The sequence below is a fragment of the Pseudomonas sp. MS15a(2019) genome, assembly GCF_013277805.1.
GTDB classification, from domain to species: domain Bacteria; phylum Pseudomonadota; class Gammaproteobacteria; order Pseudomonadales; family Pseudomonadaceae; genus Chryseomonas; species Chryseomonas benzopyrenica.
Genome location: NZ_VBTN01000003.1, coordinates 71699 through 87835 on the forward strand (window position 1 = coordinate 71699; position 16137 = coordinate 87835).

At 66.7% G+C, this 16137-nt stretch carries 16 protein-coding genes and 1 pseudogene; 13 read left to right on the forward strand and 4 right to left on the reverse strand.

The window, feature by feature from the left end; all coding sequences use genetic code 11:
• Positions 1-42: 42 nt before the first annotated feature.
• Together FEZ61_RS04030 and FEZ61_RS04035 are read right to left on the reverse strand one after the other, a co-directional pair.
• Entirely contained in the window at positions 43-1074 is a 1032-nt protein-coding gene (locus tag FEZ61_RS04030) for a GGDEF domain-containing protein (protein WP_017639925.1), read from the reverse strand.
• A gap of 174 nt (positions 1075-1248) precedes the next feature.
• Positions 1249-2022, reverse strand: a complete 774-nt coding sequence (locus FEZ61_RS04035) for an IclR family transcriptional regulator (protein WP_173147356.1) — start codon at positions 2020-2022, stop codon at positions 1249-1251.
• 122 nt (positions 2023-2144) lie between these two features.
• On the opposite strand from FEZ61_RS04035, the gene hmgA reads away from it, so the two are divergent.
• The 11 genes and pseudogenes from hmgA to FEZ61_RS04090 all read left to right on the forward strand — a co-directional run bounded on the left by hmgA (position 2145) and on the right by FEZ61_RS04090 (position 12765).
• Positions 2145-3443, forward strand: coding sequence for a homogentisate 1,2-dioxygenase (hmgA, locus tag FEZ61_RS04040; RefSeq protein WP_173147358.1), 1299 nt, complete (start codon positions 2145-2147; stop codon positions 3441-3443).
• Positions 3440-4738: a fumarylacetoacetase gene (fahA, locus tag FEZ61_RS04045; RefSeq protein ID WP_173147360.1), complete on the forward strand. Its 1299-nt coding sequence runs from the start codon at positions 3440-3442 to the stop codon at positions 4736-4738. Before hmgA ends, fahA begins: the two co-directional genes overlap by 4 nt.
• Before the next feature lie 143 nt (positions 4739-4881).
• A complete protein-coding gene (maiA, locus tag FEZ61_RS04050) occupies positions 4882-5520 on the forward strand; it encodes a maleylacetoacetate isomerase (protein WP_173147362.1) in 639 nt (212 codons plus the stop codon).
• A gap of 136 nt (positions 5521-5656) precedes the next feature.
• On the forward strand, positions 5657-6736 hold the full coding sequence (gene hppD, locus FEZ61_RS04055) for a 4-hydroxyphenylpyruvate dioxygenase (protein WP_017639920.1): 1080 nt from the start codon (positions 5657-5659) through the stop codon (positions 6734-6736).
• A gap of 94 nt (positions 6737-6830) precedes the next feature.
• Positions 6831-7925 carry a sugar diacid recognition domain-containing protein gene (locus FEZ61_RS04060; protein ID WP_173147364.1) on the forward strand — a complete coding sequence of 365 codons (1095 nt, stop codon included), beginning with the start codon at positions 6831-6833 and terminating at the stop codon, positions 7923-7925.
• A gap of 83 nt (positions 7926-8008) precedes the next feature.
• Positions 8009-9145, forward strand: coding sequence for a glycerate kinase (locus tag FEZ61_RS04065; RefSeq protein WP_173147366.1), 1137 nt, complete (start codon positions 8009-8011; stop codon positions 9143-9145).
• Between the two features lie 98 nt (positions 9146-9243).
• Positions 9244-9630: a hypothetical protein gene (locus FEZ61_RS04070; RefSeq protein WP_242455098.1), complete on the forward strand. Its 387-nt coding sequence runs from the start codon at positions 9244-9246 to the stop codon at positions 9628-9630.
• A gap of 58 nt (positions 9631-9688) precedes the next feature.
• Positions 9689-9982 (forward strand): annotated as a pseudogene (locus FEZ61_RS04075) (ABC transporter permease subunit); the annotation flags it as partial.
• A gap of 145 nt (positions 9983-10127) precedes the next feature.
• Entirely contained in the window at positions 10128-11168 is a 1041-nt protein-coding gene (locus FEZ61_RS04080; RefSeq protein WP_173147370.1) for an ABC transporter substrate-binding protein, read from the forward strand.
• Positions 11168-11989, forward strand: coding sequence for an ABC transporter ATP-binding protein (locus FEZ61_RS04085; RefSeq protein ID WP_173147372.1), 822 nt, complete (start codon positions 11168-11170; stop codon positions 11987-11989). The genes FEZ61_RS04080 and FEZ61_RS04085 overlap by 1 nt, the downstream gene beginning before the upstream one ends.
• Positions 11986-12765 carry an ABC transporter permease gene (locus FEZ61_RS04090; protein WP_173147374.1) on the forward strand — a complete coding sequence of 260 codons (780 nt, stop codon included), beginning with the start codon at positions 11986-11988 and terminating at the stop codon, positions 12763-12765. The genes FEZ61_RS04085 and FEZ61_RS04090 overlap by 4 nt, the downstream gene beginning before the upstream one ends.
• A gap of 21 nt (positions 12766-12786) precedes the next feature.
• Here the strand turns inward: FEZ61_RS04090 and FEZ61_RS24355 are convergent, their stop codons facing one another.
• Positions 12787-13428 carry a GNAT family N-acetyltransferase gene (locus FEZ61_RS24355; protein ID WP_346342856.1) on the reverse strand — a complete coding sequence of 214 codons (642 nt, stop codon included), beginning with the start codon at positions 13426-13428 and terminating at the stop codon, positions 12787-12789.
• The gene (locus FEZ61_RS24360; RefSeq protein ID WP_242455099.1) at positions 13425-13631 is read right to left on the reverse strand and encodes a hypothetical protein; all 207 of its coding nucleotides are present in this window, start codon (positions 13629-13631) and stop codon (positions 13425-13427) included. Before FEZ61_RS24360 ends, FEZ61_RS24355 begins: the two co-directional genes overlap by 4 nt.
• A gap of 183 nt (positions 13632-13814) precedes the next feature.
• Between FEZ61_RS24360 and FEZ61_RS04100 the strand changes: the two genes are divergently transcribed.
• Both FEZ61_RS04100 and FEZ61_RS04105 read left to right on the forward strand, forming a co-directional pair.
• The gene (locus FEZ61_RS04100; protein ID WP_017639909.1) at positions 13815-15290 is read left to right on the forward strand and encodes an aldehyde dehydrogenase family protein; all 1476 of its coding nucleotides are present in this window, start codon (positions 13815-13817) and stop codon (positions 15288-15290) included.
• Between the two features lie 165 nt (positions 15291-15455).
• The gene (locus FEZ61_RS04105) at positions 15456-16127 is read left to right on the forward strand and encodes a haloacid dehalogenase type II (protein ID WP_093255828.1); all 672 of its coding nucleotides are present in this window, start codon (positions 15456-15458) and stop codon (positions 16125-16127) included.
• Positions 16128-16137 lie beyond the last annotated feature (10 nt).

Consider the following 16137-nt stretch of genomic DNA (forward strand, 5'->3'; position numbering starts at 1 on the left):
AGCGCAGGCACTTCTCGTACTGAGCCTAGGGCGAGCCCGAATTCAGGCCGCCAGCATCACCCGGTCGCGGCCTTCCTGCTTGCCACGGTAGAGCGCCTGGTCGGCGCGCTCCAGGGCGCTGGCGAAGGCTTCGCAGTCGCGGATCTCGCACACGGCCAGGGTCGCCGTGACGCGCGCGGGACCGCGCTCCAGGGACTGGGTCACCTCGCTCAGTCGCTGGCGGATCCGCTCCGCCACGCCCCAGGCCACCTCGCTCTGGGCCTTGGGCAGCAGTACCAGGAATTCCTCGCCACCCCAGCGCGCGGCCAGATCCGACTGGCGAACCTCACGGCGGATGACGTCGGCGATGCGTTGCAGCACCAGGTCGCCACAGTCGTGGCCGAAGCGATCGTTGATGTGCTTGAAGTGATCGACGTCGAAGAGGATGAGGCTGCCACTCACGCCGCTGCGCTTCTCGGCCTGGTCGAGAATGCGCCGCCGGTTGTAGAGGTTGGTGAGGCTGTCGTGGCTGGCGGAATGCAGCAGGTCCAATTGCATCTTGGTGCTGTGATGAAAGGAGGCACCGGTGCCGTAGAGCAGCAACAACAGGGCACTGATGATGTTGAGGGTGCCGAACAGCTTCATCGTCAGCGGGGCGAGGGTCGCCGGTGTGTGCAGCAGATAGCCACCCGCCAGGGTCACCAGAATGCCGATGACCAGCAGCAGATGCCGCAGAGGGGCGGTGCGGTAGTTGTAGATGACGATGGGCAGGATGCACAGCACGTAGTAATGAAAATTGCTGTCCCAGCCGAGTTGCCAGGTGGCGATCCAGGCGTGGGCGACGATCTCGCAGCTCATCGTCAGGCTGGCGATGCGATAGCGACGCTGTCGCAGGGCGATCAGGCAGCCCACATAGGCCGCTACGCTGATTACGTTGGTCCAGGCCATCAGCATCTGGTCGAGCAGGACGAAAATGACCAGTAACGCTACATGAATCACCATGGCCGCCTGGACCACGGGTTTGGCGACTTGCCAGAATTTGTCCAGGGAGTCGTTGAGAGCCTGGTTGCGATCGCGGTAGGAAAGAGCACTCATGAAGGGGTCACCATAAAGCAGTGCGCCAATAATAAACGCGCTAACAGTAAGCTTAATGGCAAACGGCCATTCTGGGTCATCCTTTAGCCGAATGGAGTATAGAAAGGATCAGGCGGAGCGTCGCGCCCGCTGGCGGCGCTTAACGCAGGGTCCGGTTGGTTGAGATTGTCTGTCTTATCCGCCCAGACGCCTGCTGATGGCCTGGGCAGCGGCGTGGAGGCGGAGCGCGGCAGGACCTTCCACCTCGGCCTTGAAGCCTGGTGCGGCCCCTACCACGGTCAGCACCCCAGCCAGCCGGCGACCGGTACCCAGCAAGGGCGCGGAGAGTGCGTTGACGCCGGCCATCAGCAGGCCGTGTACCGGTTGGATTAGGGTTTCCCGCAACTGGCGTGCGGTTTCTTCCAGCGTTGCTGCAGCGGGCGCATCCGGTTGGCACAGCTCCTCTTCACGCAACGCCGCGGTCTCGGCATCTGGCAGAAAGGTGTTGAACACCAGGCCGGTGGAGGAGCCCAGCAACGGCAGCACCGAACCGACCTGGGTCACCAGGGTGACGGCGCGCACCGCTTGCTCCACCAGCACCACGGTCGGCCCCTTGTTACCCCAGACCGCCAGAAAGCAGGTTTCGCCCACCTCATTGCGCAGCTCGGCCAGTACCGGGGCCGCCAGCTTCACCACATCCAGGCGACCCAAGGCCGCCAGACCGACGAAAAGCGCCGCCTGGCCAAGGCCGTAATGGTTGGTGCGCGGATCCTGTTCGGCGAAACCGCTGGCGATCAGGGCCTGCAGATAGCGATGCACCTTGCTGGCGGGCATGTCCAGGTGGCTGGCCAAGCGTGACAAGGAGGTAGCGGGTGCCAGCTCGGCGAGGGCCTTGAGGATGTCGGTACCGACCTCGGCTGCCTGCACCTTCTGCCGCCGTGGGGGAACTTCTTCTGGGATGTTCGTCATCTGCTCGATCGCATGGGGAAAGGCAGCGTTATAGCTTGACGCTCCCTTGGGTTCAATTTACTTTTTGCGTAAACCTATTACGCATAATGGGTGCTCAGGTGAACAGACAAGAACAAGCAGCCATGCCCGTGACCTATCAGTCCGGCTTCGGCAATCACTTCAGTACCGAAGCGCTGCCGGGCGCGTTGCCGATCGGGCAGAATTCGCCGCAAAGGGCGCCCTTCGGGCTCTATGCCGAGCAACTGTCCGGGACGGCCTTCACCGTGCCGCGCCACGAGGCGCGGCGCTCCTGGCTGTATCGACTCAGGCCATCGGCCGCTCACGGCCGTTTTCAGCGCAGCGTCGTCCAGTTGACCGGCGCCGAGCTAGGTGGCCCAACGCCCAATCGCCTGCGCTGGAATCCCTTGCCGCTCCCGGAAGCCCCCACCGATTTCCTCGCCGGGCTGGAGCGGATCGTCGCTACTGCCGAGGGCGACCAGGCCGAGGGCGTCAGCCTCTATCGCTATGCCGCCAACGCCAGCATGACCGGGGTGTTCTACGACGCCGATGGCGAATTGCTGATCGTGCCCGAGTGGGGCCGTCTCGATCTACTCACCGAGCTGGGGTTGCTGCGTATCGAACCCTTGGAGATCGCGGTGATCCCGCGCGGAATGAAATTTCGGGTGGAGCTGGTGGAGGGCGAAGCGGTCCGCGGTTATGTCTGCGAGAACCACGGTCGCTCCCTGCGCCTGCCGGAGTTGGGCCCCATCGGCAGCAACGGCCTGGCCAATCCGCGGGACTTCCAGGCGCCCGTGGCCCGCTTCGAGGAGGTCACGACGCCGACCCGGTTGGTGCAGAAATTTCTCGGCGAGCTCTGGGAAACCGAGTTGGATCACTCGCCTTTGGACGTGGTCGCCTGGCATGGCAACCACGTGCCCTACAAATACGACCTGCGCCGCTTCAACACCCTGGGCACGGTCAGTTTCGATCATCCGGATCCATCCATCTTTACCGTGCTGACCGCGCCCGGCGCCATCGAAGGCATGGCCAACATCGATTTCGTGATCTTTCCGCCACGCTGGATGGTGGCGGAAAACACCTTCCGCCCGCCCTGGTTCCACCGCAACCTGATGAACGAATTCATGGGGCTGATCCAGGGCGCCTACGACGCCAAGGCCGATGGCTTCGCGCCGGGTGGCGCCTCCCTGCATGGCTGCATGAGCGCCCATGGGCCGGACCACGTCTCAACCCTGAACGCCATCGCCGCCGACCTGCAGCCGCACAAGATCGAGAACACCATGGCCTTCATGTTCGAGACCGCTCGCGTCCTGCGGCCGACCCGTCACGCGCTGGCGTCGCCGCTGCTTCAGCCTGACTACGACGCCTGCTGGGCAGGCCTCGCCAAGACCTTTGTCGCGCCCAACGCGGGAGAACCGGCATGACCCACGAATTGCACAGCTGGGTGGCCTCGGCCAACGGCCATGCGGATTTTTCCCTGCACAACCTGCCCCTGGGCGTATTCAGTCGTGGCGAGGAGACGCCCCGTGGGGGCGTGGCCGTGGGTGATTTCATCCTCGATCTCGGTTTCGCCCTCGAAGCCAGCCTGTTCCAGGGCGAGGCCCAGCGCGCCGCCGAGCTGGCCGGCCAGACGACACTGAATGCCTTCTTCGCCGCCGGCACGCAAGCGCGGGTCGCCCTACGCCAGGCCGTGCAGGCGCTGCTGCGCGCCGATCATCCGCAACGCGAGCACCTGCAGGAATTGGGCGAACACCTGCTGGTGCCCCAGGGTGCCTGCCGGATGTACCTGCCCGCGCGGGTCGGCGACTACACCGATTTCTATGTGGGTATTCACCACGCCACCCAGATCGGCCGGCTGTTCCGCCCGGACAATCCGCTGCTGCCCAACTACAAGCACGTGCCCATCGCCTATCACGGTCGCGCCTCGACGCTCGGGGTTTCCGGCGAGGCCTTCAAGCGGCCCAAGGGCCAGACGCTGCCACCCGGGCAGGACGTACCGGTCTTCGGACCCTGCCGCCGGCTGGACTACGAGCTGGAGCTGGGCATCTGGATCGGGCCGGGCAATGCCCAGGGCGAGCCCATCGCCATTGGCGACGCGGCAGCGCATATCGCTGGCTTCTGCCTGCTCAACGACTGGTCGGCGCGGGATATCCAGGCCTGGGAATACCAGCCGCTGGGGCCCTTTCTGTCGAAGAGTTTCGCCAGCACCCTGTCGCCCTGGGTGGTCACGGCGGAAGCCCTGGCACCCTATCGCCGGGCGCAACCGGCGCGGCCCGAGGGCGATCCCCAGCCGTTGCCCTATCTGTTCAACGAGCACGACCAAGCCGGGGGCGCCCTGGATATCGAGCTGGAGGTGCTGCTGCGTACGCCGCGCATGGAGGCGCAGGGGCTGCCTGCCCAACGAATCGCCCTGAGCAACACCCTGAACATGTACTGGACGGTGGCGCAGATGGTGACCCATCACACGGTCAACGGCTGCGCCCTCAAGCCGGGCGACTTCTTTGGGTCGGGCACCCTGTCCGGTCCGGATGCCGACAGCTGCGGTAGCCTGCTGGAACTCACCCAGGGCGGCAAGCAGCCGCTACAGCTGCCCGGTGGTGAGACCCGTACCTTTCTCGAGGACGGCGACGAGGTCATCTTCAGGGCCCGCTGCGAGGCGCCTGGATTGCCCGGCATCGGCTTCGGCGAGTGCCGCGGACGGGTGCTGCCGGCAGGCTAGGGAAGGGCGGGCTTCGACGCGGTCAGCAGGATGGCTCCCGACCTGAGCGCCGTTGACAAGCCCGCCGGACACGCGCAGATTCCTTTCAACGTAACTGACTTACGCATAATAAGAAGCCGACCGGCGACCGCAGGACAGCCCTGATGGACCTCTATACCTACTATCGCTCGACTTCGTCCTACCGGGTGCGTCTTGCCCTGGCGCTGAAGGGGCTGGACTGGCGCGCCGTACCGGTCAATCTGCTGGACGGCGAGCAGCGCCAGCCGGCCTACCGGGCGCTCAACCCCCAGGGCCGGGTGCCCAGCCTGCGCCTCGACAGCGGTGAGGTACTGATCCAGTCACCCGCCATCCTCGAATACCTGGAAGAACGCTATCCGGCAGTGCCGCTGTTGCCAGCCGAGCCACTGCTGCGCGCTCGTCATCGCGGCATCGCCGCGCTGATCGGCTGCGATATCCATCCGCTGCACAATGCCGCGGTGCTCAACCGCCTGCGCGCTCTGGGCCTGGACGAGCCGGCCATCCTCGACTGGATTTCGCACTGGATAGGTGAAGGTCTGGCCGCGGTGGAGGCGCAGGTCGGTGATAGCGGATTCTGTTTCGGCGAACGGGGGCTGGCGGACGTCTATCTGCTGCCTCAGCTCTATGCCGCGCGGCGTTTCCAGGTGGATCTGTCGGTCTACCCGCGCCTGCTGCGCGTGGAGGACCTGGCCGCAGCTGACCCCGCCTTTCAACAAGCCCACCCCGCGCTGCAAGCGGATAGTCCGGAGCGGGTGACCTCGTGAAGTTCCTCGGTTGCCAGCTTCTGCTCGGTGACTTCCTGGCCCGCAGCGTACGCGGGATCTCCTGCGCGCCACCCTTGACGACACGCTGACCCGCGTCATCGACAACGTTCGCACGTCACCCGTCAAGGAGCCAATCATGGCCGATCTGTTTGAAAATCCCATGGGCCTCATGGGCTTCGAGTTCATCGAATTCGCCTCGCCCACTCCCAATGTCATCGAGCCGGTACTGGAGAGTCTTGGCTTCAGCCACGTCGCCAACCACCGATCCAAGGATGTGGTGCTGTTCCGCCAGGGCGACATCAATGCCATCGTCAATCGCGAGAAGACCGGCCATGCGGCCTATTTCGCCGTGGAGCACGGCCCGTCCGTGTGCGGCATGGCCTTTCGCTGCCGCGACTCCCACCACGCCTATGCCAAGGCGTTGGAGCTGGGCGCCCAGGCGGTGGACATGCCCACCGGGCCGATGGAATTGCGCCTGCCGGCGATCAAGGGCATCGGCGGCGCGCCCCTGTATCTCATCGATCGCTTCGAGGAGGGCAGCTCCATCTACGACATCGACTTCGTCTTTCTGGAGGGGGTGGAGCGCAAGCCCTTCGGCGCCGGGCTCAAGGTGATCGACCACCTGACCCATAACGTGTATCGCGGGCGCATGGCCTACTGGGCCGACTTCTACGAGCGACTGTTCAACTTCCGCGAGTTGCGCTACTTCGACATCAAGGGCGAATACACCGGCCTCACCTCCAAGGCCATGACCGCGCCGGATGGTCTGGTGCGCATCCCGCTCAACGAGGAATCCTCCCGCGGCGCCGGGCAGATCGAGGAATTCCTCATGCAGTTCAACGGCGAGGGCATCCAGCACGTGGCCTTTCTCACCGATGACCTGATCGCCACCTGGGATCGCCTCAAGGCCTATGGCACCCGCTTCATGACCGCGCCGCCGGAGACCTACTACGAGATGCTCGAAGGTCGCTTGCCGAATCATGGCGAGCCGGTGGACGCGCTGAAATCCCGCGGCATCCTGCTCGATGGCAGTGCCGAGGGCGGCGAGCGCCGGCTGTTGCTGCAGATCTTCTCCCAGACCCTGCTGGGTCCGGTGTTCTTCGAATTCATCCAGCGCAAGGGCGACACCGGTTTCGGCGAGGGCAACTTCAAGGCGCTGTTCGAATCCATCGAGCGCGACCAGGTACGCCGCGGCGTGCTGAGCACCTCGGAGTAACGGCGCCCAGTCGTCTGGCGGCTTGCCCGGCGGCAGGCGACGCCTCTAAGGTGACGGCGCGTCACGAGGGCGCGCCCAAACTACAGAGGTGGCCATGGAACTGAGCCAGACCCTGGCGCAGGAAATCGTCGAACGCGCCATGCGGATCCTGCCCGGCAACGTCAATGTCATGGATGCGTCCGGGCTGATCATCGGCTCGGGTGATCCGGCGCGATTGTTCACCCGCCATGCCGGGGCGCGCCAGGTCATCGCCGAACGCCGGGCGGTGGCGCTGGATGCCACTGCCGCCACCCGGCTGGCGGGTGCCCAGCCCGGTATCAACCTGCCGCTGTATCGCCAGGGCGAGCTGGTCGGCGTTCTCGGCGTGACCGGGGAAGACGCCGAACAGCTGCGGCTGCCCGCCGAACTCCTGCGCCTGACCGCGGAAATGCTGATCGAACAGGCCACTGGGCAGGCGCCTGCGACTACCTGCATGACCGTACCCTTGCTGCGTCAGTTGCTCGCACCTGGTGCGGCGCCCGAATTGGGTCGCCACGCCAATCTGCTCGGCCTGCAGCCGGCGCTGCCACGAGACGTGCTACTGCTGGAGTTCACCGCGCCAGCACCGGGTTTTGGCGACTGGGCGCAGCAGCGGGTAACCCAAAGTTGGTGCCTGCCACGGGAGGAGGGGCAATGGCTCTGGTATCGACCCGGAGCGGAGGCGCCAGAGGCGCTGCTAGAGGAACTGCCGGGGCAGGGCTGGTCACTGGGGCGCAGCGCCTGGATCCCCGCGCCGCGACCCTGGACCGGCCTGGCCGAGACGACCCAGCGGGCCGTGGATCTGCTGGCGGTGGCCAGGCGACTGCGACCTGACCTTGTGCGGGTAGCGCTGGACGACCTGGCCTTGCCCACCTGGCTACAGGGGCAGGCTGAGTGCTCGCCCGCTACCTGGCTGCTGGAGCCACTGCAGCGCTTGCGCCAAGCCGACCGGGATGGCCAGTTGCTGGCGACCCTGCGCAACTGGTTCGCCCAGGACGCCAGCCCCCAGGCCTGTGCCGAGGCGCTGGGGCTGCATCGCAACGGCCTGCGCCATCGACTCGACCGGATCCAGAGGCTGACCGGGCGGGATCCGCGGCGCTTCACCGAGGCTGCCGAACTCTATTGCGCCTTGCTGATACTGGATCAGCACTGGGCAAGTTCACGATCTTGATCTTTCGATGGTGGGCAATTGTCCTGTTGTTGTGCTGAGCGATCCGCGAAACACTCGGCACATAACAAAGGAGAATCGCCCCCATGAAGATCGTCATCGCCCCTGATTCCTTCAAGGAAAGCCTGTCCGCCGCCGGGGTCGCCCGTGCCCTGGCCCGCGGCCTGCGCCACGCGCTACCGGAGGCCGAACTCATCGAATGCCCGCTAGGCGATGGCGGTGAGGGCACCCTGGACGCCGTGCTGGCCGCGACCGGTGGCGAGGTGCGCCAGACGCAGGTGACCGGTCCCCTCGGCGAGCCCGTGACCGCCCGCTGGGGTTGGCTGGCCGCGCAGCGCACCGCTTTCGTCGAGATGGCCAGCGCCAGCGGTCTGGAGCTGGTGCCCAAGGCGCATCGCGATGTGCGGGTGGCCACCTCGCGGGGGACCGGCGAGCTCCTGCACGCCGCACTGGACGCCGGCGCCGAGCGCCTGGTGCTGGCCATCGGCGGCAGCGCCACCAATGACGGCGGGGCAGGTCTGCTTCAGGCCCTGGGGGGCCGGCTGCTGGATCAACAGGGCCAGCCCCTGGCGCCGGGCGGTGCGGCCCTGGCCAACCTGGCTCACCTCGACGTGAGCCAGCTGCATCCACGCCTGGCCGAGGTGGAGGTGGTCATCGCCGCCGACGTCGACAATCCCCTCTGCGGTCCCCAGGGCGCCAGCCACATCTTCGGACCGCAAAAGGGCGCCTCGCCCGATCAGGTGCTGGAGCTCGATGGCGCACTGGCGCATTTCGCCAAGGTCACCGCCGCGATCCTGGGCCGCGATGTCCGCGAGCAACCCGGTGCCGGCGCTGCCGGAGGGGTGGGTTTCGCGGCGCTGGCCTTTCTCCAGGCGACCTTCCGCCCCGGCATCGAGGTGGTGGCGGAGTTGGTGGGTCTGGAGCACGCGCTGATGGGCGCCGACCTGGCGCTGACCGGGGAAGGGCGGCTGGACGGCCAGACCCTGAGAGGCAAGACCCCAGCGGGCGTGCTGCGCCTGGCCAGGCGTCACGGCGTGCCGGTGGTGGCGGTGGCCGGCTCCCTGGGCGAGGGGTACGACGCCCTCTATGAACAGGGCCTCGCCGCCGCCTTCAGCCTGGTGCCGGGACCGCTCAGCCTGGAAGAAGCCTTGACCCAGGCCGAGGTGCTGCTGGAACGCACCGCGCGCGACATTGGCCGGCTCTGGCGGACGGCGAAAGGCTGAAGCCAGAGCCTTCGTTCATGGCTGGCAGGGTGGCGGGATTTGCCTCATGCTGGGCGTCCCGCTCTCGACCAATTACCGCAATGACCTCGTCCCTGATTATGCGTAGCTGCCTGCTGTCCGCCGCGCTGTTGCTGCCGCTGTGTTCCGCCCAGGCGGCCATTCCCAGTCTCAAGCCGGCCAACACCTGCGTGCGCAGCGCCTTCGTGCTGCGCTGCCAGGACGGGCAGGGCGGCTGGTATGGGGTGGCGGTGCAGGGCAACGATACCCTGATGCGCGGCTACGATCCGGTCTCGGGCCTCTCCTGGTCCCAGACCAGCACCCGCCTGGGGCGGCTGCAGTTCTTCAGCGGCCTGACCAGCGACGGCAACCTCTGGCTGGGTCGTACCCACCAGCTGGGCTGGAACGTCATCAGCCGCTTCTCCACCTCCCAGGGCGACCGCGCCCGCACCAGCTGCAATCGCGTGGCAGGATGCGAGTGGCGCTAGCAGGAGGGCTGCGCTTGAGGGGCGCCCGTCACTTGCGTGTGTCCCGCTTGCGGCTTCATTGGCCCACAGCCTGAGCGCTACCCGCTGGGAAATCCTGCGGCGGGTGATCCTGCCCGGCGTGTTGGGCCAGGTGCTGACCGGCGTGCGCCTGGCCATCGGCATCCTCTGGATCGTGCTGGTGCCCTGCGAGATGCTCGGCGTCAGCGCCGGCCTCGGTTACTACATCCTCGACACCCGCGACCGCCTGGCCTATGGGGAGCTGATGGCCCTGGTGCTGCTGATCGGCCTGCTGGGCTTCACTCTGGACGTACTGGCGCGCCAGTTGCACCAACGCTTCCTACCCGGCCGATAGCGGAAAGAATATGGTTAGAGTGAAAGATTATGGCGTCTAACCATTCGATCTATTCATAAAGAATCTGGGTCTTTGGAGTCGTCCGCCACCCTGGGGCAGCATGCCTAGCCGTTCGTACAAGCTGCCAACCAGGACAGGAGCCCCAATGGATCTCGAGCCACTCAGCCGACGCCGCTTCATTCGACAGCTAACCACCGTAACCGCCCTGGGTGCCCTGGGTACCAGCCTGTTCGGCTGCGACGACAAACCCGGTACCCAGGCCGGCGCACCGGCAGTGATCAGCCAGCGCTCGGATCAGGTGGTCCCGTTCCGCTACCCCGACAACCCCACCTTCGATCTGGTCTACGTCGCCGACTCCCTGGGCTACTTCGAGGGTAGTACCCGGGCGCGTCCCCAATACGTCGGCAAGGTCGCCGCGCCGCAGATCATCCCGCTGGTCGGCACCGGCGAGCTGGACCTGGGCACGCGCATGGTGCCGCTGGTGATCTCCGCCATCGCCAGCGGCCTCGACCTCAAGGTGGTGGCCGCCGGGGGCAAGACGTTGCAGGAAGCGCCGCACATGAAGTACTTCGTGCGTGACGACTCGGGCATTCGCACGCCCAAGGACCTCGAGGGCAAGACGGTGGGCTTCAACAGCTTCGGCGCCTGCGCCGAGTTCGTCACCAAGAAATACCTGCGCCAGCAGGGCGTGGACGTCGATCGCATCAAATGGGTGGTGGTCCCGGACGTCCAGGCCGAACAGACGCTCGCCACCGGCAACATCGATCTGGCGATCATCCATCCGCCCACCTCCGGCAGCGCCGAGCACAATCCCGCCTTGCGCAAGCTGTGGAGCGATTTCGACCTGGACGAGGGATTGGGCGGCATGGCGCCCTACAGCGCCCATGGCCGCTTTCTGCGCGACCATCCCGAGGCTGCGCGGGACGTGGTCCAGGCGCTGGCCAAGGCGGCCAACTGGGTCAACGGGCATCCCGACGACGCCCGCAAGATCACCGCCGAGCGCCTGGGCATGAAGCTGGAACTGGTCGAGCGCTTCGCCTACGTCGACGATCTGGTCATCACCGAGCCGCCGATCCAGTACTACATCGATATCCTCGAACACGAAGGCAAGCTCAAGCCCGGCGCGGTGCAGGTCAAGGACGTCTACACCAATGCCTTCAATCCCTTCGTCCAGGGTACCGTCTGATGAGCGCCAAGATCGTCGCCCGGGGCCTGGCGCTGGCCTATGACGGCCGTAGCGAAAGCGGCGCCCAGGAGCGGGTACCGGTGTTGCAGGACTTCGACCTGGAGGTGCGCCAAGGCGAATTCCTGGCGGTGCTGGGGCCATCCGGCTGCGGCAAGTCCACCTTCCTCAACATTCTCGCCGGTTTGGCGCAGAAGAGCGCGGGTGAGCTGACCATCGACGGCCGACCGTTGCAAGGCATCAATCCGCATCAGGGCGTGGTATTCCAGGGCTATGCGCTGCTGCCGTGGCGCTCGGTGCTGGACAACATCGCCATCGGTCTGGAGATTCGCGGGGTGGGGCGTCGCGAGCGGCTCGCAACGGCGCGAGAGTATCTGGCGCTGGTAGGGCTGGAGGGGCAGGGCGCTCGCTATCCCCACGAACTCTCCGGCGGCATGCGCCAGCGGGTGGCCATCGCCCGCGCCCTGGCCTATGCGCCGGACGTGCTGTTGATGGACGAGCCCTTCGCCGCGCTGGACGCCCAGACCCGCGAGCATCTGCAGGACGAGTTGCTGCGCATCTGGGACGGGCAACGCAAGACCATCGTCTTCATCACCCACAGTCTCGACGAGGCGATCTTCCTCGCCGACCGGGTCGCGGTGATGACGCCCCGCCCGGGGCGGGTCCACCGCTTGCTCGACATCGACCTGCCGCGTCCGCGGGCGGCCGAGGTGCGCAACACCCCGGCCTTCGCGGCCTTGCGCCAACATGCCTGGGAAGCCCTGCGCGGGGCGCCTGCACCCGTGCCGTCAGCGGCACCGCGACGCCAGGAGGTAGGCGCATGAAGCTGATACGCCATTCCCATCGGCTGCTCGACGGCAGCCTCGGCATCCTGCTGTTCCTGGCGCTCTGGGAAGCCTTGCCGCGGCTGGGCCTGGTCAACCCCGGCTACCTGAGTCCGCCCTCGGTGGTGCTGCAGAGCATCCTCGACCTGGCGCGCGATGGCAGCCTGGCGCGGCACCTCGGCGCCAGCCTGCTACGCTCGCTGGCCGGCCTGCTGCTGGCCATAGGCGCAGGGGTGCTCCTGGGCCTGCTGATGGGCTGGTTCATCCGCCTTGAACGGCTGCTCGATCCACTGCTGCAACTGTTCCGCCAGACCAGCGCCCTGGCGCTGTTCCCGGTGTTCATCCTGTTCCTGGGCATCGGCGAGGCCTCGAAGATCGCCATCATCTTCTGGGCGTCCTTTTGGCCGATCCTGCTGAGCACCATCAGCGGCGTGAAGCAGGTGGATGCGCTGCTGGTGAATTCGACGCTGTCCATGGGGGCCAACCGACGCTTCCTCTTTCTCAAGGTGGTGCTGCCGGCGGCGGCGCCGTCGATCTTCACCGGCATCCGCCTGGCCGGTGCCTATTCCATCACCGCGCTGGTGGCCGCCGAGATGATCGGCGCCCACTCGGGGCTGGGCTTTCTCACCCTCAACTCCCAGGAGGTGTTCCAGATCCCCAGCATGTACGCCGGCATCCTGCTGCTGGCAGTGGTGGGCCTGGCGCTCAATGCGGTGCTGGCCCTGCTGGAAGCACGGCTGCTGCGCTGGCGGCGTGGCTTGTCGGCGCGTGCTTGAGCCCGGCTCGATTTGCGCGGATCAACCCAGCGCCTGGGTCAGCAGCGCGAACTGATCCAGGTCATCGCGGGATACCGGCGCCTCGCCCCTGGCCATCTGCTCGACCTCGTCGACCTGGGGGATGCCCAGCTCGCTGAGCCAGGGATTGAGGCCGCTACGAGCCGTCACGTCGAAGCGCACATAGCGCCCTTCGGCGTGGCGCAGCAGGGCGAGGATCAGCGCCCTGGCCTGGTCGGCGGATTCGGCGATCACCGGACCGACCGACAACCCGCGACCGTAAGGACGCAACAAGGCGAAGCCGCGCAGCTCGCCGCCGCGTTCGAGGCCGACGATGCGTTCGGCCTGTGGCAGCAGTTCCTGAAGCAAGGTGGTGCGGTCCAGGCCGGTAGCGGCCTGGGCGAGGCGCTGCAGCTGGGGAGCTGCGGCCAGCGTCAGCTCCTGAACCTGGCTTTCCAGCGGGTGGCGCTGGTCGTCCATGGCCGGCAGCGTCGCGACCTGGTGCTGATAGATACGCTCGTAGGAGACGAAGCCCTGGCTGCGATAGAGCGGGGCGCCGCGCAGGGTGGCGACCAGCAACGGCGTGCGGGTGCCGGCCAGTCCGATCAGGCCGTCCATGAGGCGGCGGCCGTGGCCCTGGCCCTGGTGACTGTCGGCGACGATCACCAGGCCGATGGTGGCGTAATCGCCCTGGGGACGCAGAAGCCGGTCCCGAACACCCCTTGGTCGTCTTCCAGCGCCAGGCCTTCGCCGGCATGGAACAGGCATTGCCAGTCTTCCGGCCGATGGGGCCAGTGCAGCGCCTGGGACAGGCGGTAGGCGGTGGCGAGGTCGGTTTCGCGCAGGGGTCTCAGGGTGGCGTGGGACACGGCAGGGCTCCGGTTCGGGTCTGGCTGATGCAGACGTCAGCCTAGCAAGACGCGACGGCAGATTCGGTTGCCGATGGCCGGGTGCAGCGGCGTGAGGCGCCGAAGGTCCGGGCCAGATCGGCAAAAGATGGCGGTCCGCCGGCCTAGCATGGGGCCAAGCCCACAGCCCTAGCGGAGCGCCCCATGGCCTCGTTCGACCCCAGAGAAGTTGCGGTTCGTTGTGCCCATTTCATCGGGGGGCGCACCTGCGACGCCCGCGCCGAGCTGGAGGTGTTCCGGCCCTCCGATGGCGGCTTCCAGAGCGGGCTGCCGTGCGCCTCGGCGGATCTGGTAGATGAGGTGGTGGAAGGCACCTGGCGCGCCTGGAAGGCCAGTGACTGGGCCAGCCGTCCGCCCCGGGAACGGGCGCGGGTGATGCGCCGCTGGGCCGATCTGGTGGAGGCCGATGGCGCGGTGCTCGGTCCGCTGGAAGCCGTGGGGTCGACCCGTCCGTTGCGCGAGGTGCTGGCCTGGGACATCCCCTATGTGGCCGAGGGTATCCGCTTCTTCGCCGAATTTGCCGACAAGCACGGTGGCGAGGTGGCGGCCACCGCCACCAGTCACCTGGGCCTGCAGATCACCGAGCCCTATGGCGTGGTGGGCGCCATCGCCCCGTGGAATTTTCCCCTGAGCATGGCCGGCTGGAAGATCGCGCCGGCGCTCGCGGCCGGCAATGCGGTGGTGATCAAGCCGTCGGAGCTGACGCCCTTTTCCATCCTGCGCCTGGCTGAGCTGGCCACGCTGGCCGGGCTGCCCGCCGGCATCCTCAGCGTGGTTCAGGGCGATGGCCGGGTGACCGGCGATGCCTTGTGCCGGCATCCGCGCATCGGCAAGGTCACTTTCACCGGCTCCACGGGTACCGGCACCGCCATCATGACCGCCTGCGCCGAGAGCGGCCCCAAGCCGGTGACCCTGGAGCTGGGCGGCAAGAGTCCGCAGCTGGTGTTCGCCGATGCGCCGGATCTGGCACGGACCGCCCGCAGCGTGGCAGCGGCCATCACCGGCAATGCCGGCCAGGTCTGCGTGTCGGGTTCGCGGCTGCTGGTGCAGCGCGCCGCCCTGGAGCCGATGCTGGAAGGCATTCGCGCGGCCTTCGCCGACTTGCGTCCCGGGCCGACCTGGTCGGCAGCAGCGACGCTGTCGCCGATCATTTCCCAGCGCCAGGGCCAACGTATCCAAGACATCGTCACTCGCAGTCAGGCGGCCGGCGCTGAGATCCTGATCGGTGGCGCGCTGGAGGAGGGGTTGGGCGGCGTCTACTATCAGCCGACGTTGATCACCGGGGTCGGCGCGGACAATCCCGCCGTGGGCGAAGAGATCTTCGGCCCGGTGCTGACCGTGCAGGTGTTCGACGATGAAGCCGAAGCCCTGGCGCTCGCCGACCACCCTACCTACGGCCTGGCGGCCGGCGTGCACACCGCCGACCTCGGCCGGGCGCTGCGCCTGACCCGGGCGCTGGAAGCCGGTACCGTCTGGGTCAATCGCTATGGCCGCAGCCACGACTGGATCATCCCCACCGGCGGCTACAAGCGCTCTGGCATCGGCAAGGACCTGGGCCGCGCCGCCTATGAGGCGACCCTGCGCAGCAAGAGCGTGCTGATCGACCTGGAACACTCCTGAGGTCGCCGCAAACAATGCTGGGCCCTACCGCTAAAACGGTTTTTTCTGTCTCCCGCGGCGCCTGAAAGCGGACAACTGTCAGGCCCGCCGGTGCTGTAATGCTTGCCAGGGACGCCACCGGCGCCCCGGCCTATCACTCACGACCCCTGTCAAAGGACCCTTGCCATGACCGCCTTTCGGCCCAAGTACATCACCTTCGACTGCTACGGCACCCTGACCCGCTTCCGCATGTCCGACATGGCCCGCGAGATGTTCGCCGACCGCATTCCGGCCGCGGCGATGGACCAGTTCTGCAAGGACTTCAACGGCTATCGCTTCGACGAGGTGCTTGGCGCCTGGAAACCCTATTCGGAGGTGCTGTACTCGGCGGTGGAACGTACCTGCAAGCGCTGGGGCATCTCCTTCACCGACGCCGAGGCCAATGCCTACTACGAGGCGGTGCCGAGCTGGGGACCGCATCCGGACGTGACCGCGGGCCTGGCCAAGATCGCCGACAAGATCCCGCTGGTGATCTATTCCAACGCCGCCGACGAGCAGATCATGTCCAACGTCGACAAGCTGGGCGTGCCCTTCCACCGCGTCTTCACCGCCGAGCAGGGCCAGGCCTACAAGCCGCGCCTGCAGGCCTTCGAATACATGCTGGACAACCTCGGCTGCGGTCCGGAAGACGTGCTGCACGTGTCGTCGAGCTTTCGCTACGACCTCATTCCGGCCGACTACATGAACATCAAGAACAAGGTGTTCGTGAATCGCGGCCATGAGCCGAGCACGCCGTTCTACAGCAACACCGAGATCAAGGACATCGGCGGCCTGGCCGCGGTCGTCGGTCTCGAATAACCCCCTGAGC